The following is a 22,623-nucleotide window of genomic DNA, read 5'->3' on the forward strand; positions in this document are numbered from 1 at the left end:
TCTATTCAGATTAATGGGATGGCCAATGATTATTGGCGATACCATATATCTAAGGAAAGAGAGAGGCTGTATGGATCTTTTATGGAAAGTGAAATGTCAGAATTGGCTGCCTAATGTTTCCCAACTGATTTACTACACACCCAAGGTTTTTAATCCTTTAATCGTGATGGTACGCGTTCAGTCCCTCTATAGAGGTCGGGGCATAGGACCCGCTCTAATATGGCTTTTGAAACAGTCAATTAGAAAGCAGATCTGCAACCTGTCTTACCTCTGTCCTAACTGGAGATTCTTTAAAGTTACTCTCTTTACATTCAGGGCATTTTGTGGGATTAATCTCAAGGACTTCAGTCACTTCTTTCTTGGGAAACGTTTTTCTGAAAGCTCCTTTTCTTCCTGGTTGGCCACCCTGCTTTCTTTTGCTTGGGGTTCTTTTTGATCTTTTCTTCCGGTAAGGGTCTTGGGATGGAGGCTTCGAACTATTCGAGGAGTTTGTATTTAGCTTTTCTTCTAATTCTTCAACCCGAAGCTTTAACTGCTGGTTTTCTTGCCGGAGCTGCTGGTTCTCTTGTAACGCTTGAGTAAGCTGTTCCTCCAGTTTGGATACTCGCTCTTCTAATATGTTCATGGTCAGAATGTTAATTTTTTACCATAATTTAGTCAAATTATTTTTCATAGAGGGACTGAACGCGTACGAAAAATTCTTCATAGAGAAAATTCCAAAATTGTTTACAGCGGGAAAGCCTCGTGTAAAAAAAATCTTGACGAAAAGGGTTCTTTTTATCAACAATCTCTTAATAAATTGGTTTTTGATCTAGAAGCTTTTAACAGAAAAGCATCGGTCAATATCGGTCGGATAGCCTTAGAAATGCAGGCAGCTTATGATTACATTAGGAGAAAAATATGAGCCAAACAAACTCTTCAACTAGTTCCGGAAGTTCTAACTCAAATAAAAAGCCCCCACCCATTTCTATCGAGAGCAACCTTGGGCAATTTACGATTCATAAGCTTCGTATTTCGCCTAAAAAAATCAATGGGCTTGCAGATAAGCATAAAAAAGGGAAACTTCATGCCTTAGCCATATGGATCCATCAACTTGTTATGGAATACCGTTCTTCTTCGGACAATTCCAATCAAAGGATGACCTTTCAGGAGGTGAATTTTTCTGATAGCTCTTGGTGGCCTTCCCACAAATACTTTCAATTTCATGTAAGGTTTTATTACAGTGTTGTCATTCAACAAGAAAGTCCTCTTGGTACATTTTTAACCACAATGGGGGGAACCGGAGATTTTCAAGGGAGTCGATCCATCCACTATCTGTTTTTTTTCTACCGGGAATTAGTCAAAACTTCTGAAGCTGGTAAGGATGCATTGTCTACTGACAAAAAGCGCGTGTATGAGGTATTTGCTTTAACAACGGGCCAGGCTTGGCAAGTTCTAAAGAAAAGGGATTTTAGATTTCCTGTTCAGTTGTTTAAAAGAGTGGCTTCTTCAGGCGACATCAAAAAGCTGAACGCCCGAGAGCTTACAGGTCCCACCCTTTGCTCCTCTTCTCTTTACAGGGAATCTCCTTCGACCTCATCTTCAGAGCACTTATACCATATTGTCACCCGTATAAAGGCTCTCCTTAGACCTTCTGCCTATCTCAGAGCTTGCTCCCCTTTTAAAACAAAAAAAGGGCCCACAAAAGCAAAAATAGGGTTAGAACTAGGTTTTGGTTCGATTCAGTTTAAAAAGACCAACTCTTTACCTGGCTATGCATTTTTGCTCAACTACTTTTCCGAAGTTTGCTCTGGAAAATTTCATTGTCGACTGGATGATAAGAGAAAAGGGCTTTCTAAAACTAAAGAGGAAGATGATCCCGATCTAGACTATCTCGATTTCGTCCATCCTGTAGACTTAAAACATACCAAGGCACTTGATGCTGCGAAACAGGATTTGATTTGGGAGGTTTTTCAGGGCAATTCACAAATTAACCTCTACTTTTGCCATAAATATGCCAAAGACTTTTTTTCCTCAAAGCTTACCCTTTTCTTTCAAGGAAAGCCTTTAGGTGATCCTTGGGATTATCCTCCCTCCCTTGATGAGGTTTTTAAGTTTCTTAAGGAACAGTCTCAATTTTTAAAGGTCCAGGATAAAAAAAACCTTTTTGATCTTCTTGATCAGCTCTCTATTTCTTTTTTAGTTGGGGGAAGAAAAAGATCATTTTCCTTTATTGAGTGTATCGAAGGAGAGGTTACGACAGGTAAGGGGGTTACCTATTTTTATATTATGGGAGCTTGGCAACAAGCAACTGTGGAATACCACGTTTCTTTGCAAAGGGACTTCAACCTATTATTAAATGACTGTTTGGTTCCAGAGGGAGATCCAGCCCATCTTCCTACGCCTTGGATTCCCAAGGAGTCTTGGGCATCTTTCACTTTAGAAGATTTAAATCAGCATACGAGTCAAGGTGAAAGAGTCCTTAAAGCTTTTCAAGGTAAAAGCAAAAAAGCTAAAGAGCCTTATTGTAGTCAGATAGGCCAAATAGGTGGAAATAAGTGTTTTTTAATGAACTGCAATGTCAGCTTGAGTAAGCTGCAACTTAAAGAAAAAGAGAAAGCAGCTACTGAATCTTTTTTAAAGGAGCGTTTTAAACTCAAAAAGTTAGTTAAAGCCGAAGGTCCTTATAACGAAACCTATTTATACGATCAGATGAATGATGGAGATCTCTATGGTCCTGAAGAAGGGTGGATTCCAGGAGATAGGATTGATCATACGGCTCGAAAAATTGAGATCTTTGATATCGTTCGTTATACTCAAGACAGCTGTTTTCTCTTTCACGTTAAAGAGGGATTTGGAGGAACCACTCGAGTGGCTTGCTCCCAGATTCGTAATAGTGCAAAGCAGTTTCAACAGTTTAGAAATGCGATTGCCAGTTCGACTGTTGTTCAAGAATTTTGGAATGAAGTTATCAGCTCCAACGAGAAAGGGTATAGAGAAAAGCTAAAAAAACAGCTGCTAGGTTTAGGAAAGAACAAAGCTTCAGCATATAAAGCCTTTCAGGATATTTTTACTCGTCGTAATTTTGTCTTTGTCTATGCCTTTCTTGATTCTGAAGCAAGAGAAGAACGCCTTCTTGAAAATGAAAATAATTATTTTAAAAGGGTTAAGTTCCTAGAGAAAGACTTTAACGATCCTAGCTGTCTGAACTTTCGGAATAAAGCTAATATCAAGCCTTCACAGATTCTTGAGCTACTCGAAAAAGAGAAGTATCTTTTAGATGGGTGTGCTACCGATAAGTTCTTGGTTTGCCCTGAAAAAAATTTTTCCCTTCCTGTTCAATTAGGAAAAACGACCCAGATTCCTGCGATCTATCGAAAAATGAGACAAAAACTAGCTCCCTTTCTTTCTCAGTTCGACTCAACGATTGCTAAGGTTGAACTTTATAGCCTTCGGAAGGAGTTAGAAAATATGGGATTTGGATTTAAGATCTGTCAAATTCGAAGACCCTCTGGGGCAATAGGTCGAGGTTCTTTTCAGAAGAAACCTTCTTTGAATATTTCTACAGGATCAGCTCCTTATGAAGGGGAAGGAAATTGGGTTGCAAATAGGGAGTTTGTTTTTGAACAGCAAAGGTATAAAAGGGAAACAACCCGTGGCAAGGGAGCATGCGCTCTTCATGCTTTATTAGGAGAGCAGGTTGAGGGAGAGTATCGTTATCCAACTGATGCCGGTGATCCCGATGCTGCTGTTAAAGAGGAGTTTTTTAACCGGTTTTTGAACTCTCATGATCAAGATGTTGAAGGTCTCATTGAGAGGAACTTCAAAGAACTCCTCGGAGAAGTAACATTGCCATCTCAAAATCAAGGGATTAATGGAAAAATGATCTTTCTGGATGATGGGAAAGCTCAAGAAGCATATGAGACTTGGTTCAATCAAAACGAGGAATTAGAAAAACAAAAAAATGTTTTCTGGGGCCAGGAAGGGGCGATTTGGAAAGGTTTGCGTTATACTGGCAGTGGTGATGATTTAAAGGACGCTTTAGAACAAATCAATTTCGAGGAAGGAAAAGAGGTTTCTGCACAGTTTTTAGCACAAAGGGTTCATGAAAGTTGGGAGAATTTTCAGGTGCTATTTTTGCAGGAAAATAATCAGACCCTTACAAACGAAATCACAAATATTCGTGTTCAAATTGAAGAAATCAAAGCAGGACAGCAAGCGAAACAACTAGATTTTTTAAGTGAACCTCTTGTTTGGGAAAGGTATCAAACAGTCTTTGTTGACAACGATTATTACCTCACTACGACCGAAGTTGACATTGCAGCACGGCTATTTAATAAACGGGTGACACTCTTGGCGTACTCCACTGATGGTTCTGTAGGGCGTTCTGAGCACAATGATTTTAATGAGAATGCCCAAGATCATGTGACCATTTTCCATGAAGGAACCTATCGTAAAGGAATCCATTTTGAACGGTGTACGTTGATCCAGTAAACATCAGAGCACTTTACCTTGTAGGCTCAATCTTAATTGAGGGAGCGCAGGGAAGGTGGTACCCATTTTTCTGGCAGATGTAGTCGATGATGCGGCGGGAGTCGTTGTCATAGGTGTAGAGGAAATAGTGAAGGGCCACTTCACTATTGACTCCAACAAGGCGGAGGAAGGGGGGGGCAAAGCCGGGGAATGGAGGTAATGGAGGATTGGATGATGTGAGGTTAAACTTATACCAGATCACTTGATTTCCAAACTCTCCATTTCCGGGGGGGTAGTCATTCCCAAAGGTAGCGCTATAGGCGGTCGAGTATTTGGTGGCAAGACCATTCGGCTCTCCGGCATCCCAGGTGGCTAGGGGAGCAAGATTGCCACCAAGGGTGACAAGGTTAGGGGGAGTGAGCGCTGTAGCGGGGGCCTGAGGACCGCTGACGGCATAAACCGCCAGGTTGTCGGTGGCAACGGTGAAGTTTCCATTATTGATAAATTGCCCAGCGCCTACGGTAAAGGGATCTTGCTGGTCGACAACAAAGGTAGCAACTCCTTGGAAGGTGAGGTTAATGGCATCGACGGTGAGGGTGTTATTGGTCGCAGCGATAAAGTCGCCCCCCATCGCCACGGTGTCGGTAAAGGTCATATCGGCTCCTCCTGTTAGAGAGAGGAGAGAGGCGGTTCCGTTGGCATTCACTAACCCAAACTGGACGCTTGAACCGCCTAGCTGGGAGTAGGTGAGGGAGCGTCCGGTGTCAATTGCTCCTGGACCATTTTGGAGGGTGACGGTTGAGGTGGTTGCCGAGGTGTTTTCTATGTTTATGGCCCCTGAGGTGGTATTGGTGAAGGAGAGGGTTGTTCCACTGGTCAGAAGGGTAATCCCTTGGTCTCCATTTCCTGTAATCGTGGGTGCTGTCACGCTGCCGGTGGTTTGGGTAATGGCTCCTGCGGTGGCGCTGAGGGTAATGGAGCCGGCACTGTTAGAGAGGCCAGTAGTCGTTAAGGTGCCAGGAGCGGTAAGGGAAAGGATGGTGGCTCCACTGTTTGTCGCTCCCGACACGGTGGTCGAAATATCACAGTCGATAGAGACATTGCCTGAGGCAGCATAGCTATACATCGGAGTGGTGAGTAAAAACGGCGCTCCGATCGTTCCTGCAGTGGCGCTTAGAGTGACCTGCTCGGCTTCGGTCATTGCTGCGCCAAAGAGCGATCCTGTTTGGGAGGTGAGCGTAAAAGCTCCAAGGCGATTGCCTGAGGTGTCAAGGGCAAGGAGCATTTCATCGATGTTGATATCACCCGATGCGGTGAGGGTATTTGCGAGCCCGGCAGTTCGGGTTGTCTCGCCGGCGACGGCTCCTACTTGGAGCTTTCCACTATTGGAAGTGACATCGAGGTTTCCATAGGTATTGACGTGGGCAAGGGCAACGTTGTTGTTTTGAACCAAGGTGCAAAGGTTGGGGTCACGGATTTCAACAGTTCCGGGGAAGGTATTGGCTTGGTCAAGGGTGATGTTAGAACCATCGCCACCATTAAGGGTCGATCCTCCAAAGGGACTGTCCATCACGCCGATGGGGGGATTATTGACGCCGCGCGCCGCATTAATCTGAAGGTTTTGCCCCGCATTGAGAGTGAGAGGAGCGGTTTGGATCATGTCAAAATCTTCTACTGAAAAACCTGTAAACCCAGGGTCAATAGTGGTGACAATAATCTCTCCTGTGATCATGTTGCCGCCATTTTCAAGAATGGCTGCATTGGCAAGTTGGAGGTTGGTGTAGTTGGGAAGGAGGTTGCGGAGGTTAATTAAGATGTCTCCAGCGGCTGCCGGTGTGGCAAGGCTGAGGTTAAAGGTGTTTCCTACCCCTTTGGCATTGATCACATTTCCAGTAAGATCTCCATCGACTCCGTTAATAAAAGTATCTCCTCCTGCAAATATGGTAAACCCGTTTTCATCGAGCAAGGAGGTGTTGATCGAAACGTCACCTGCAGCAAAAAGATCATCCTGCAAGGTGACGGGACTAAGGGGACTCGTGGTAATGGTGTAGTCTCCTGCAATACTAGTGGTCCCAAGGTTTGTTGCGACACTGTTGGTAATGCTGATGGTTCCTAAGGTGGGTGCCCGATCGGTGGTAAGGATAAAGTCACCTACAATGTTAAGTGTGGCTCCTCCTGCTTGGGTCACGAGTCCTCCCACATCGAGATCAAAGCTTCCTCCACCGGTACTGATGTTTCCAAGGGCAAGGCCGTCAAGCTCTCGAATGACGATATTCCCAGCTGTTGTTGCAGCGGCAAGGGTTCCCACATTGGTTCCAATGTTTCCAATCCCTGCAGCTCCAATGCCAGTTGTTGCAGAGAGTATTACGCTATTTCCAATGAGGTTTTGACTGGTCGAGCTCAAGGTATTATCGGTGAGCGCTCCGACGGTGGCCGTAATGGTGATGTTCCCCGTTCCTGCATCAATGACGTTAAGGGCTAAAGAGGTGGTGTTGTTTACGGCAATATTCCCTCCACCTGTTGTGGTCGCCTGTAGCGTGTTAACCGTTGTATTGAGATCACTTGCGGGGCCAATGCCACTAAAAGCGGTTAAAATGAGGTTATCTCCAATGAGGTTGGGAGTCTCTTCAATGAGATTATCAAAAACAGCTCCTCCTGTCGCATTGATGGTGATATCTCCATTATTTGTGGTGACAAGACCGACAAAAACGTTGTTTCCTGCATTTAGAATCGCAGGATTTCCAACCCCTCCGACTTGAACCGGATCGGTGATGGTGAGATTTCCTGCTGTGGCTGTGATCGTAACCGACCCATCATTTGTGACAGCTCCTGCCGAACCTCCATTCCAACCCACAAGCTCGAGGACTCCTGTATTGGTAAGTGCAATATTTCCCGTCCCTGTCACCTCAGCTTCTAATTGGTTCAAAGTTGTTTGACTTGTGATGCCGGTAGCAGCGACAAGGTCTGCTCGAGCTCCAGTCAGGTTGGGGGTTGCTGCAGCGGTATTGTCGGTGATCGCGCCGCCGGTTGCCGTTGCAAAAACATCTCCGCTACCACTATCAACGCTTCCTACAGCAATATTTGTCGCAGCTAATAGGGTGGCATCGCCCCCTCCTGTTGTATAGGTCGTTCCATCAGCCATGGTGATCGCAGCCGTCCCTGCGGTCACATTGATCGGCCCTCCCGCTGAAGAAACATCTCCTGCTGCTGTGTGGACCACATTCGCTGCTCCATTTAAAGTGACTGCACTGATCCCTCCCGCTTGGACAGAGGCGCTGATGGTAAGGTCACTTGCAGCTGTAGAGATCGAGATGTCTCCATTATTGGTCGTTGCGCCTAGCACATCAAGACTATCGGTATCTACTATCTCAATCGGTCCTGTCCCTGTGACCGTTGCTTGAACATCGGTGAGGGTGGTGTCGATCGCGCTGGTTGCTCCGATCCCTGTTCCCGCTGTTAAGGTTGCACTTGCTCCAGTGAGATTCACCCCAGCGGTTACCTCGGTGATCTGCCCTCCTGTCGCATCAAGGATGATGTTTCCAACGCCAGCATCGACCACTCCCACAGCGATGTCAGTCGTGGCATTTAAGGTGGCATCGCCTCCACCCGTATTATAGACCGTTCCATCGACCATGGTGATCGCCCCTCCATTGGCGGTGACACCGATCGTCCCTCTACTCGAGGTGACATCGCCAGTCGCCGCATGGATCACAGAGGCTGCCCCCGTCAGGGTTACCGCATTGGCCCCTCCTGCTGTGACTCCATTGGTGACGTTGAGGTTGCCCGAGGCGGTGTCGATCGTAATGGGCCCATCAGCAGTATTAACACCAACCAGTTCCAGGGCCGTTGTATCGGTAAGGGTGATCCCACCCACTGCAGTGACATTCGCAGTCAGTTGACTGAGGTTAGAAACCCCATCGATGCCGGTTGCCGCGGTGAGCGTTCCTAAAACGCCGATCAAGTTTGGGCTTCCCCCTGGAAGGTTATTATTGAGCGCTCCATTAGTCGCTGTTAAGGTGACATTTCCAACCCCTGCATCGGTCTTTCCCATGGCGATATTATTGTTCGCTGTGAGAATCGCGTTGCCTCCTCCTGTGGCGATCGTTCCTACAGGGATTTGAGAGATATTTCCCGCTGCATTGAGGGTGACGGTATGAGGTTGCACCGACTGGATGGGGAGGGTGGTATTTAGGTCACCGGCCGTTGTCACCAGAGTGATCGCTCCATCGAAGGTGGTGATTCCCTCGAGAGTCAAGGTTTGGGTGTTACTAATCGAGATATCTCCTGTGCCAGAGACATTGGCATCGAGCTGGTTGAGGGTCGTATTGATATTGTCAGCGGCGCCAATCCCTGTGGCAGCTCCTAGGTCTCCCCGGTTTCCGATGAGGTTGGGAGTTTCTCCCACTAGGTTGTCGATGATCTCTCCCGTATTAGCGGTGACCGCAATATCTCCTGCCCCTGCATTGACAAGCTCGAGGGAGATATCGATATTTCCTGTCAGGGTGGCATTTCCACCCGCTGTTGTGATATTGCCCGACTGGGTAAGAGAACCCGCAGTGGTGACAATGGTGAGCGTTCCACTATTGGTGGTCGCCCCAAGAACCTCTAAAGCGGCCGAATTAGTAATATCCATGTTGCCACCACCAGTCACATCAGCATCGAGCTGGGTGAGGGTGGTTTGCAAGTTAATCCCATTAGCCGCAGTTAAAGTTCCTAAAGTCCCGCTTAAGGTGGCGCCACTATCAGTGATCGATCCCCCAGCAGCGCTGAGGGTCGCCGTTCCCGTAGCGGTGACATTTCCTGTTAAGGTGATCGAGCCAACGCCCCCCGCTGTCAGGTCGATGTTATCTCCATTTCCCGAAATGTCAAACCCATCAACATCGACAAGGGTCACATCGCCCCCCGCTGCAAACGTCAACGTTCCCGCATTGGTATTATGGTTAATCAGCCCAGAGGTTGTCATATCGATGCTGGTCGCTGTCGTTGTCGCGGTCCCCGTTAAAGAGGCGCCGTCGTAAGTGACAGCGCTCCCTGTCACCGCTCCGTCAACAGTAATCGCCCCGACTGCATCGATGTCAATCGCTCCCCCAGCGCGGACCGTTTCCGTATTGGCACCGGTGTCAAAGGTTCCCCCCGAGTCGATTGTCAAAGTGCCATAGACATTGATATGTTCTGCCCCAAAATTGTCGCTCGAAGACACCACTCCATTTTCAGGGTCCCTCAGAGAAATCCACCCGCTGTTGAAGACGTTACTTTGGGTCAAAGTAATATTAGAACCATCCCCACCATTTAAGGTCGAATTTCCAAAGGGGCTGTCATTGCTCCCCAGCGGTGGGTTATTAACCCCACGCGCCGCATTGACGATCATATTTTGCCCGGCGTTCAACGTAAATGGCGCGGTTTGAATGAGGTTGTAGTCGGTGATTGTGGTTCCAGTAAGGTTAGGATCGACAGTAGTAACGGTGATGGTCCCGGTGATCTCATTCCCTGCGTTGTCCAAAATGGCGGCGTTGGCAAGCTGCACATTAGAGAAGTTATTGGTTGTTTTCCGAAGATCAACGGTGATGTCACCAGTAGCGGCAAACGTTGCCGCCGCAAGGTCAAAGTCAGGTCCTGCTCCTGTAGCAACAATATTATTTCCTGTAAGATCGGGGTTGGAGCCATTAATTAAAATGGTCCCTCCTTGCGTGACGGTAAACCCTCCGTCATTATAGGCGGTTGTTGTCACTGTAAAGTCATTCCCGATCGTGAGGTTCCCCCCTAAGGTGACCGTATTGGTCGGCACATTAAAGATGTAGTTTCCAGCGACAAGCGATGCGCCGATCGTTGTAGGGGAGACATTCCGGATCGTCGCTGTTCCAATGGCGGGAGCAGCACTGGTGTCGATCGTTAGATCACCCGCAATACTCAAGGTTGTCCCTCCCACCTGGTCGATCAAACCGGCGGTTGTCAGGGAGACATTTCCATTCGTTGTGGTCACATTCCCCAAGGTTAGAGCATCGGTTTCAACAATCGTGATGTTACCAGCGCCGGTCACATCTCCGTTCATCCGGGTGATGTTGGTATCAAGTGTAATTCCAGTAGCTGCTGTGAGCGTTGCCTCGTCACCAATCAGGTTGGGAGATCCTCCCGCAGAAGCATCGGTGATCGCCCCGGTTATTGCGGTCAAGGTGAGGTCACTATTGGTTCCTGCTGTCACTGGCGCCAAAAGGTTGAGCGTTCCTGTCGTTGCCACCAACGACACCGTTCCATTCGTGGTGCTTACCCCGTTCAGATCGATCCCTGTCGTGTTGGTCACCGCTAAGTTTCCGACGCTTGTGACGTTGGCTTGGAGCTCGGTCAAAGTCGTATTAATATCACCAGCCACGCCGATCCCCGTTGCCGCGGTCAAAATCCCAACCCCTCCAATGAGGTTGGGGGTTTCAGCCCCTAGGTTATCGACGATTTCTCCCTTCGTAGCGGTCACCGTAATGTCACCCCCCCCTGCATTGACCAGCTCCAAATCGACATCCACATTCCCCGTGAGCGTTGCCATCCCTCCCGCTGTTGTAATGTTCCCCGACTGGGTGAGAGAGCCGGCGAGCGTTTCGATCGATAAGGTTCCTGTGTTGGTGGTTGCTCCTAAAACCTCAAGAGCACTGTCGTTCACAAGGGCAAGGTTTCCCCCTCCTGTGACGTTGGCTGTCACCTGAGAGATGTCACTTTCTAGATCGATCCCAGTCGCAGCGGTGAGCGTTGCTGCATTACCAATGACGTTCGGGGAACCTCCTGCAGAGGTATCGGTGATCGCCCCTGTTGTTGCGGTCAGGGTCAAGTCATTATTGGTCCCTGCTGTCACTGGGGCCAAGAGGTTTAAGGTGCCTGTGGTCGCAACCAAAGCGACCGTTCCATTTGTGGTGTTCACTCCATTGAGATCGATACCAGCGGTGTTGGTCACTGCTAAGTTACCCACACCGGTAACACTCGCTTGAAGCTCGGTTAAGGTCGTATTGATATCATCAGCCGCGCCGATCCCCGTTGCCGCGGTTAAAATCCCGACTCCACCGATCAGGTTGGGGGTTTCAGCCCCTAAATTGTCGATGATTTCCCCAGTTGTTGCGCTTACCGTAATGTCGCCCGCTCCTGCATTAACAATCTCAAGGGAAACGTCCACATTCCCCGTAAGCGTTGCCATCCCCCCAGCTGTCGTGATGTTCCCCGACTGTGTGAGCGACCCAGCAGTCGTTTCGATCGTCAAGTTGCCCGTATTTGTCGTTGCTCCAAGCACCTCCAAAGCGGCCGAGTTGGTGATGTCCATGTTGCCAGCGCCAGTCACATCGGCATCGAGTTGCGTGAGGGTTGCTTGGAGGTTAATGCCAGTCGCTGCAGTCAGCGTTCCTAAAGTCCCGCTCAAGGTGGCGCCACTATCAGTGATCGATCCCCCAGCAGCGCTGAGGGTCGCCGTTCCTGTGGCGGTGACATTCCCCGTTAAGGTGATCGAGCCAACGCCTCCCGCTGTCAGGTCGATGTTATCTCCATTTCCTGAAGTGTCAAACCCATCAACATCGACAAGGGTCACATCGCCCCCCGCTGCAAAGGTGAGCGTTTCCGCATCGGTATTATGGTTAATCAGCCCGGTGGTTATCATATCGATGCTGGTCGCCGTCGTTGTGGCCGTTCCCGTCAAAGAAGCACCATTGTAGCTCGCAGTGGACCCCGTCACCGCCCCATCAACAGTAATCGCCCCTGCCGCGTCGATGTCAATCGCTCCCCCAGCGCGGACCGTTTCACTATTGGCGCCTGTATCAAAGGTTCCCTCTGAGTCGATCGTCAAAGTGCCATAGTCATTGATATGTTCAGCGGCAAAATTGTCGCTTGAGGAGACCGCCCCATTTTCAGGGTCTCTTAGAGAAATCCATCCGCCATTAAAGACATTACTCTGCGTCAACGTTATATTCGAACCATCGCCCCCATTTAAGGTCGAGTTACCAAAGGGACTATCATTTGTCCCCAGCGGTGGGTTATTAACCCCACGCGCCGCATTGACGATCATATTTTGCCCGGCGTTCAACGTAAATGGCGCGGTTTGGATCAGGTTATAGTCTTGGCTCGATGTGCCGGTGAAGTTGGGGTCGACAGTGGTGGCGGTAATCGTTCCACTGATCGAGTTGCCCGCGTTGTCTAAAAGGGCAGCATTCGCAAGCTGCATATTGGTAAAGTTGTTGACCGTTCCCCGGAGGTTGACCGTAATATCACCCGCTACGGCAAAAATGGCCGTTGCTAAGTCAAAATTGGGGGGAGCGCCTACAGCAGTGATCGTATTTCCGGTGAGACTAGGGTTCGACCCATTAATAATGACATGCCCTCCTTGGGTAATTGTATTTCCATTGTCATTAAAGGTAGCAGCGGTCACTTCAAAATTCCGCCCGACCTCGATATTTGCATTGAGATCGACCGTTTGGCCTGCGGCGTTAAAGATATAATCGCCCGCAACAAGAGAGGAGCCGATCAGGGTCGCTACCGTATTGCGGACGGTGACCGTTCCAATGGTGCCATCGGCGCTTGTATCGAGCGTCAGATCGCCACTAATGGCTAGGGTAGTTCCTCCCGCTTGATCGATCAACCCTTCTGTAGTCAGGGAAACATTTCCATTATTGGTCGAGGTATTTCCTAGGGTTAACCCACTCGTTTCGACGATCGTAATGTCACCGGTGCCGGTGATATTTCCATTCATCCGGGTAATGTTGGTGTCGAGGCTGATGCCGGTGGCTGCGGTGAGCGTTGCCTCGTTTCCGATCAGGTTGGGGGAGCCTCCCGCAGAGGCATCGGTAATCGCCCCTGTCGTTGCTGTCAAGACTAGGTCACTATTGGTCCCTGCTGTCACCGGAGCGAGGAGGTTTAAGGTGCCAGTGGTCGCAACGAGTGTGGCCGTTCCATTATTGGTGCTCACCCCATTCAGATCGATCCCGGTGGTGTTAGTCACTGCGAGACCTCCCACCCCGGTGACATTTGCTTGAAGCTCGGTCAAGGTGGTTTGGAGGTTAATCCCCGTAGCAGCGGTGAGCATTCCTGTGGTGCCACTTAAAATGGCACCACTGTCGGTGATCATCCCTCCCGCTGCGCTCAGAGTTGCCGTTCCCGTAGCGGTCACATTCCCTGTTAAGGTGATCGAGCCGGCCCCACCAGCCGTGAGGTTGATGTTATTGCCATTTCCCGAAACGTTAAACCCATCGACATCGACGAGGGTGACGTCGCCCGCTGCTGCAAACGTCAATGTTCCCGCATCGGTATTATGGTTAATCAGCCCGGTAGTCGTCATATCGATACTAGTCGCCGTCGTTGTTGCGGTTCCCGTTAAAGAGGCTCCATCATAACTCACCGTTGACCCTGTCACCGCACCATCGACGGTAATCGCTCCAACCGCATCGATATCGATGGCCCCTCCAGCGCGGACCGTTTCGGTATTAGCCCCTGTAGTAAAGGTCCCTCCCGAGTCGATCGTCAAAGTGCCATAGTCATTAATATGTTCCGCCTCGAAATTGTCGCTCGAGGTGACCGCCCCATTTTCAGGATCCCTTAGAGAAATCCATCCCCCGTTAAAGACATTGCTCTGTGTCAATGTCACATTCGAACCGTTGCCCCCATTCAAACTCGAGTTACCAAAAGGGCTATCGTTTGTCCCCAGAGGCGCGTTGTTACTTCCACGGGCCGCATTAACGATCATATTTTGCGAGGCGTTCAACGTAAATGGTGCGGTTTGGACCAAATTGTAGTCGACATTTGTCGTTCCAGTCAGATTGGGATCGACTGTCGTGACCACGATCGTCCCGCTGATCGAGTTGCCCGCATTGTTTAAAAGGGCCGCATTGGCAAGCTGGACATTGGAGAAGTTATTGTTGACCCGTCTAAGATTGACCGTAATATCGCCCGTACTTGCGAAGGTGGCTGTTGCTAAGTCAAAGTTGGGGGGAGTTCCTGTTGCCGTAATGGTATTTCCAGTTAGGTTGGCATTTGTCCCGTTAATAATGACATCGCCCCCTTGAGTGATGGTAAAGCCTCCGTCATTAAAAGAGGTTGTTGTGACATTAAAGTCATTACCCACCATGATATTAGCGGCAAGGGTAACCGTATTGGTCGGCACGTTAAAGATGTAACCTCCAGCCACAAGAGATGTGCCAATTGTTGTGGGCACTGTATTCTGAATCGTCACCGTTCCAATCGAACCATCCGCGCTCGTATCGACCGTTAAATTTCCTGCAATGCTAAGCGTCGTTGCCGCGACCTGGTCGAGAAGGCCCCCGGTGGTGATGTTGAAATTTCCATTATTGGTCGAGATGTTCCCCAAACTTAAGGCGTTGGTCTCCACAATCGTGATGTCACCGGTGCCGGTGACACTTGCATCGAGCTGTGTCAAGGTGGTCTGCAGGTCAATCCCCGTAGCAGCGGTAAGCATTCCAGTGGTGCCACTTAAAGTGGCACCACTATCGGTGATCATCCCTCCCGTTGCGCTGAGAGTGGCGGTTCCCGTCGCGGTCACATTCCCTGTTAAGGTGATCGAGCCGGCCCCACCAGCTGTGAGGTTGATGTTATTGCCATTTCCCGAAACGTCAAACCCATCAGCGTCAACAAGGGTGACGTCGCCCCCCGCTGCAAACGTCAATGTTCCTACATCGGTATTATGGTTAATCAGCCCGGTGGTCGTCATATCGATGCTGGTCGCCGTCGTTGTTGCTGTTCCTGTCAGGGAGGCACCGTCATAATTAACAGTGGTTCCAGTTACCGCTCCGTCAACAGTAATCGCCCCGACCGCATCGATGTCAATCGCTCCCTCAGCGCGAACCGTTTCACTATTGGCCCCTGCAGTAAAGGTTCCCCCTGAGTCGATTGTCAAGGTGCCATAGTCATTGATATGTTCCGCTTCGAAATTATCGCTCGAAGTGACCGACCCATTTTCAGGGTCCCTTAGAGAAATCCACCCCCCATTAAAGACGTTACTCTGCGTCAACGTCACATTCGACCCGTCGCCCCCATTCAAACTCGAGTTTCCAAAGGGGCTGTCATTCGTTCCAAGGGGCGCATTGTTACTTCCACGGGCTGCATTAACGATCATATTTTGCGAGGCGTTCAACGTAAATGGTGCGGTTTGGACGAGGTTGTAGTCGACATTCGTTGTCCCTGTCAGGTTGGGATCGACAGTGGTCACTACGATCGTTCCAGTGATCGAGTTGCCCGTATTGTCTAAAAGAGCAGCATTAGCAAGCTGAACATTTGAGAAGGTATTATCGACCCGTCTAAGATTAACCGTAATGTCACCGGTGCTTGCAAGCGTTGCCGTGTTGAGGTCAAAGTTAGAGGGAGTTCCCGTTGCCGTAATCGTATTTCCATTGAGATTGGGGTTGACCCCATTGATGATGATATTTCCCCCTTGGGTGACGGTGAAGCCCCCATCGTTATAAGAGGTGGTTGTCACATTAAAGTCATTACCCACCTCGATGTTAGTAGCAAGGGTGATCGTATTGGTCGGCACATTGAAGATAGAATCTCCAGCAACTAACGAAGCACCAATCGTCGTAGCGGAGGTGTTGCGGATCGTCACCGTTCCGATCGAGCCATCCGCGCTCGTATCGACCATTAAATTTCCTGCAATACTAAGCGTCGTTGCCGCCACCTGGTCGAGAAGGCCCGCTGTTGTAATGTCAAAGCCTCCATTATTGGTCGAGATATTTCCTAAGCTTAAAGCGTTGGTTTCTACAATAGTAATATCACCGGTGCCGGTGACACTCGCATCGAGCTGCGTTAAGGTGGTCTGCAGGTCAATCCCCGTGGCTGCTGTGAGCACTCCAGTGGTGCCACTTAAAGTGGCACCACTATCGGTGATCATCCCTCCCGTTGCGCTCAGAATTGCCATTCCCGTCGCGGTGACATTTCCTGTTAAGGTGATCGAGCCCGCCCCACCAGCTGTGAGGTTGATATTATTGCCATTTCCCGAAATGTCAAACCCATCAGCGTCAACAAGGGTTACGTCGCCCCCCGCTGCAAACGTCAATGTTCCTGCATCGGTATTATGGTTAATCAGCCCGGTGGTCGTCATATCGATGCTGGTCGCCGTCGTTGTTGCTGTCCCTGTCAGGGAGGCACCGTCATAATTAACAGTGGTTCCAGTTACCGCTCCGTCAACAGTAATCGCCCCGACCGCATCGATGTCAATCGCTCCCTCAGCGCGAACCGTTTCACTATTGGCCCCTGCAGTAAAGGTTCCCCCTGAGTCGATTGTCAAGGTGCCATAGTCATTGATATGTTCCGCTTCGAAATTATCGCTCGAAGTGACCGACCCATTTTCAGGGTCCCTTAGAGAAATCCACCCCCCATTAAAGACGTTACTCTGCGTCAACGTCACATTCGACCCGTCGCCCCCATTCAAACTCGAGTTTCCAAAGGGGCTATCGTTCGTTCCAAGGGGCGCGTTGTTACTTCCACGGGCTGCATTAACGATCATATTTTGCGAGGCGTTCAACGTAAATGGCGCGGTTTGGACCAGATTATAGTCGACATTTGTTGTTCCAGTCAGGTTGGGGTCGACCGTCGTGACCGCGATCGTTCCACTAATCGAGTTGCCCGCATTGTTTAAAAGGGCCGCATTGGTAAGCTGGACATTGGAGAAGTTATTGTCGACCCGTCTGAGGTTCACGGTAATGTCTCCCGTACTTGCGAAGGTGGCCGTTGCTAAGTCAAAGTTAGGGGGAGTTCCTGTTGCCGTAATGGTATTCCCAGTTAGGTTGTCATTTGTCCCATTAATAATAACACCGCCCCCTTGAGTGACGGTAAAGCCCCCATCGCTATAGGAGGTTGTTGTGACATTAAAGTCATTACCCACCGTGATATTAGCGGCAAGGGTGACGGTATTGGCCGGCACGTTAAAGATATAATCTCCAGCGACCAGGGAGGAACCCACGGTCGTGGCTACGGCGTTCTGTATGGTCACCGTTCCAATCGAGCCATCTGCGCTTGTATCGACCGTTAAGTTACCTGCAATGCTTAGCGTTGTTGCTGCCACCTGATTGAGAACCCCTCCCGTCGTGAGGGAGACGTTTCCATTTGTGGTGATCGTATTTCCTAGGCTCAACCCATCGGTTTCGACGATGGTGGTATCACCGGCGCCGGTAACACTGCTATTGAGGCGGGTGATATTGGTATCGAGGGTGATACCGGTTGCTGCCACAAGGGTCGTTTGGTTTCCAATGACATTGGGAGAAGAGATGGCTGTTGCATCAGTGATTGCTCCCGTTGTAGCAGTCATCGTAATATTATTCCCACTTCCTGCAGTGACGGGAGCGGTAAGATTTAAAGTTCCTGTCGTTGCGGTTAAAGAAATGGTTCCATTATTTGTGTTTACCCCATTGAGGTCCATCCCGGCATTATTGGTGACAGTGATATTGCCCACACCGGTCACATCGGCTTCAAGCTGACCGATCGCGGTTCGGACATCGATTCCCAACCCTGCCTCGAGATCGGCAGAAGGACCATTTAACGTTGGGGGACTACTTGCTCCGCTGTCGGTGATCTGCCCTCCATTAGCGGTGAGGTTGATCGCCCCACTTCCCGTGATATCTTCATTGATAATGATCGAGCCTGAGTTGGTCGTTCCCGTCACCGTTTTTCCCGAAAGACCGACCCGATTGAGGGAGCCAACAGTCACATTATCGACCGTTATGTCACCTCCACCACTTGTTGAAATATCGATGGTTCCCGTCGTATCTCCCGCAACGGTGACTGCGTCAGGATCGGTGAGAGTGACGTTGCCTCCCGCTGTAAAGACCAAATTGGTGGTTGCAGTATTGTGGTTGATCGCCCCTGTTGTTGTGATGTCGACTCCCGTCGCTGTTGTGGTCGCTGTTCCCGTCAGTGTGGTTCCATCATAGCTCACCGTTTGACTAGGAGTCCCTCCTGTTGTCAAAGAGCTGACCGCTCCATCGACAGTGATCGTACCGACCGCATCGATATCGATTGTTCCAACCGCACGGACCGTTTCGGTATTGGCCCCTGTCTCAAATGTTCCCCCCGAGTTAAAGGTCAATGTTCCATAGAGGTTATTGTGCTCCGCCTCGAAATTGTCGCTCGAGGAAACCGCTCCATTTTCAGGATCCCTCAAAGAAATCCATCCTCCGTTAAAAATGTTACTCTGTGTCAAAGTGACATTGGAACCATCTCCTCCATTGAGTGTCGAATTTCCAAACGGACTATCATTCGTTCCAAGAGGGGAGTTATTGCTTCCCCGCGCCGCATTGACGATCATATTTTGTCCCGCATTCAAGGTGAAAGGGGCGGTTTGGATCAGGTTATAATCGACGACAGGTCCCGTGCTGATTACCGGGTCAACAGTGGTGAAGCGGATGGTTCCTGTTACACTGTTTCCCAAGTTATTCACAGTCACAGCGCTTGGGAGGACCACATTTGCAGCATTATAGGTTTGTTCCCGTAGATTAACGGTGATATCACCTGTTGCCGCAAATGTAGCGACCGAAAGGTCAAAGTCGGGGCCCCCTCCAGAAGGGAAGATATCGTCTGAGTTGAACTGAGAGGGGTCGAGGCCATTGAGGGTTGCCGTTCCCGCAACGCGGAGGGTATTTCCCCCATCATCAAATGTGGTCCCGAGCATCGTAAAGTTATTCCCGACATCGACATTTCCACTCAGAGTAATCGGGCTGAGAGGCAAAGTGGTTAAGATAAAATTTCCCGCAACCGTGGAGGGTCCGATATCGGTTGCCTGATCGTTAAAGAGGTTGACCGATCCAATCGTGATATCGCGCGATGTTTCAAAATGAAGAGAGCCGGTCACATTCAATGCTGTTAGAAAATTTTGACCGATTGGTCCATCGGTATTAATATCAACATTTCCATTATTTAGGGTGATGTTATCGAGGTCTAGAGCACCGGTTTCAAAAATCACAAGGTCGCCCGTCCCTGTGATCGTTGCTTCCAAATTATCTAAGTTGGTTGTAATCGCCCCGCTTCCTGTCGCTGGAGCAACACCGATTGTTCCCGATGTATTGAGTACCGCATCGCTCCCTGTTAAATTGGTGCCACTTGTCAGGTTGTTGACAATGGTCTGAGCATTGACGGTGATTTGCCCTCCTGACACATCGACAGCCCCAAAATTGACCGAGGTGTTCGCATTGAAAGTTGCATCGCCCCCCGTTGTTGTGACCGTGCCATTATCCCCCATGTCGATCTGTCCATTCGTTGCTGTGAGGGTGACAAGTCCTGCGGTGGTGTTGACTGTTGATGGTGGGGTATTGAGAAAGACGATATTTTCATCTGCTGTTAGTGTTAACGCCCCCGTTGAGGTATCGAAATCACTTGTGTTAGAGATCTCGAAGTCTCCTCCATTTGCGGTTAGGGTCATCGTTCCAAGGTTCGTGATCCCAAGGGTCGATCCTAAAGCAGCGATTCCAATGGGAGTTGCCGAAGTGTCTTGAGCCGTTCCGGTGACCGAAATAGCTCCTCGGGTACTCTGAATGGTGCTGCTCATCAAGAGCACCCCTTGACTCAAGTTACTTCCCGTTGCCCCCGTTCCCGCCAGGGTGATGGTTGCTGCGCTAACCCCATTTCCCGTTGAAGAAATTGTGATATCATCGAGAGAAATCCCTGCACTATTCGTATCGGTCGTAGCGGTCACATCCCCTGTGATATCGATATCTCCATTGATCGAAGTGATCGTTGCCGTTCCACTCGTACTGCGCACCCCGATATTGCTGCTCCCCGATGGTGTCGTTCCATCGATGGTGATCGTCGCAGCGTTTGCAGCTCCCCCTTTAGAGGTGATCGCCCCATCGATAACCACCCCATCATTTCCCGATCCCGAAGAAGAAGCCCCCGTTCCGGTAATCGAGATATTTCCTATCGCAGAGGAGAGAACACTCGTCTCCCCAAGCTCCACCCCGCTATTATTATTGCCACTCCCTTGTCCAATACCGGTAATATTAAGAGGGCCGTTTCCTCCTGTGATGGTTACCCCTGTGGAGTCGAGGAAAACCCCCACATTTCCATTGACCCCGTTCCCTCCAGTTCCCATCAATGTAGCGCCCCCATTTGCCATATCGATATCGCCACTATTGATGATAGAAATACCCCGGTTATTATCTCCCGATGTCGCATTACTCGTTCCCGTACACATCGTCACCGTTGTCGAATTCGCATCGATAAATCCTCCATCGACCCGAATGCCATCATTTCCTCCTAAACCGCCTGTTCCCCCTGTTCCAGTGACATTGATCTGCCCACTATTCCCACAATTTAGACGTCCTCCTACGCCGAGAAGAACACCAATATTGTCTCCCTCACCCACACCTCCCAGGGCACCCACTCCTGTGATATCGATCACCCCTTGGCCTGCCCCATTGACAAAACCAAAAATCTCCACCCCACGTGTTGAAGTTCCCCCAGAAAGACTTGCTGTTCCCGTTAGCGTACAGGTTCCCGCACCAAAATTAATTTCGGTCCCCGTATCGATCAAGATGGTCCCTTCCGAAACACCCCCAAAATTTCCAAAGGTGATGGTGACATCTCCATCGTTGGTCCCTCTCCAGTTGGTATCGATCTCCGCATTGGCCCCCAAAATAAATTGCGCAGTTCCTGGATCTCTGTTTGCAGGGATGGCTCCTCCATCATTAATCGTTGCAATAAAATTACTCCGCCGGACATCGAGCGTCCGGTTCGGTTGAACAAGGATTGAGCGACCCGCCTGCAACGTCAACGTCCGCTGAGTATTGGTTGTCACCGTCACATCATCATCAAAAGTGATGTCGGTGTTTGCTTGCAAAGTAACATTGGCGCTATTAATCGCAGCAGCGAGAGTGGCCCCCGAGATATTCGCCGTTCCCGCAGGGATATCGGTGAAGAGGTTATTTCCCGCCACCGGATCACCCCACGCAGCAATGATATTGATAAATTTTGGATCGAGAAGAAGAAGTCCCACATTTCCCCGCTCCGCGGTCAGATTCACATCCCCATCAAAATCGAGCCCCTTCCCCGACACTTCGACAAAGCCGCCATTCCCTCCACGCACACCTCCCATTGCCGACAGTTTTCCCCGGCACCTTGTCAACTCATCGGACCAGACGATGATCTTTCCCCCATTGCCCAGCTCATGAGCGCTCGCATCAATTACCGCACCCTTAACCATTTCCGTTTGCTTGGCATTCTTGATGCTAGGGTTTTGCCCCTTGTAGTCGCCCCCTACAAGGACCGTTCCACCACCCAGCTTATCGCTCACATCGATCGACGTATTTCCAAGCAGGGCAACCCGATCGGCAAGGACCTGGACCTCTCCTCCAGGAGCCTCAATCACGCCGTCGACATGGCAATCCCCTTGATCTGCAATAAGAAAGACCCGTCCCTTTTCCCTCTTTACCCCAGTTGCCTGAATCGTCCCTCCATTTTTAATCGCTAAGCTATAAGGAGTTCCCGCTGCGCGCACCTCTGTTTGGAGCGCCTGGATTTTTCCTTCCTGGGTGATGGCGGCACTTTCCTTGTCACGACTCACCCGCAAAATGAGAAAATCTTGAGAGTCGGGGAGCATGAGCACCTCTTCCCCCGCAGCAAGTGCCACTTTTCCGTTAGGGGCATCGATCTTTCCATGGTTTTCCACATTGAGACCGATTAGTGCCACATTCCCCATAGGAGTCAGAATTTTTCCATAGTTCACAACCCGCTCTGTTGAAGAGCCCTTAAAAAGCAGTTCTCCATTCTTCAAAAACTGATCGTTTGAGGCATCCAAAGTGGAAGCGACAAACGAAGCCGCATTGATCCGCCCGTTGGGACCGATGAAGACCCCCTTTTCATTGATCAGATAAATCGCCCCATTCGATTCGATAAGTCCTTGAATAGAAGAGGGAAGACCGCCAGTGACCCGGTTCAAAACAGCAGATTTGCTCGAGTCTTGGAAAAAGCGGGCGATTTCTTTAGAGTTGAGCGAAAACTCCTTCCAATTGATGATCGTGCGCCCGTTTGAATGGACATGCCAGAGCTGGTTCCCGTGCTTTTCAACATGGGCCTTTCCTGCAACCACCTTAGGGTGAGAGAGCTTCGCTTGGACAAAAAGCGGAAAGATAAGAATAAAAAAATATAAAAATCTAACCATAAAAACTAAGCAAAATAAACCCACAACCCAGGTTATTCATTACTTAGTTTTCA

General features: G+C 49.6%; 2 protein-coding genes and 1 pseudogene. 1 reads left to right on the top strand and 2 read right to left on the bottom strand.

The annotated features are described in order from the left end of the window. Positions 1-387: 387 nt before the first annotated feature. Positions 388-556 (bottom strand): annotated as a pseudogene (locus NEPTK9_RS10000) (DUF6444 domain-containing protein); the annotation flags it as partial. A 344-nt stretch (positions 557-900) separates the two neighbouring features. Here NEPTK9_RS10000 and NEPTK9_RS05130 point away from each other — a divergent pair. Then, positions 901-4,473, top strand: coding sequence for a hypothetical protein (locus NEPTK9_RS05130; protein WP_194847761.1), 3,573 nt, complete (start codon positions 901-903; stop codon positions 4,471-4,473). Positions 4,474-4,486: 13 nt separating this feature from the next. Here NEPTK9_RS05130 and NEPTK9_RS05135 read toward each other — a convergent pair whose 3' ends face one another. Beyond that, on the bottom strand, positions 4,487-22,570 hold the full coding sequence (locus NEPTK9_RS05135; protein WP_194847762.1) for a filamentous hemagglutinin N-terminal domain-containing protein: 18,084 nt from the start codon (positions 22,568-22,570) through the stop codon (positions 4,487-4,489). Between the last annotated feature and the right edge of the window lie 53 nt (positions 22,571-22,623).

The organism is Candidatus Neptunochlamydia vexilliferae (genome assembly GCF_015356785.1).
GTDB classification, from domain to species: domain Bacteria; phylum Chlamydiota; class Chlamydiia; order Chlamydiales; family Simkaniaceae; genus Neptunichlamydia; species Neptunichlamydia vexilliferae.

Bases quoted from the DNA above. Each gene is read 5' to 3' on its own strand.
- NEPTK9_RS05130 (WP_194847761.1), top strand. From the start codon at position 901: ATGAGCCAAACAAACTCTTCAACTAGTTCCGGAAGTTCTAACTCAAAT.
- NEPTK9_RS05135 (WP_194847762.1), bottom strand. From the start codon at position 22,570: ATGGTTAGATTTTTATATTTTTTTATTCTTATCTTTCCGCTTTTTGTC.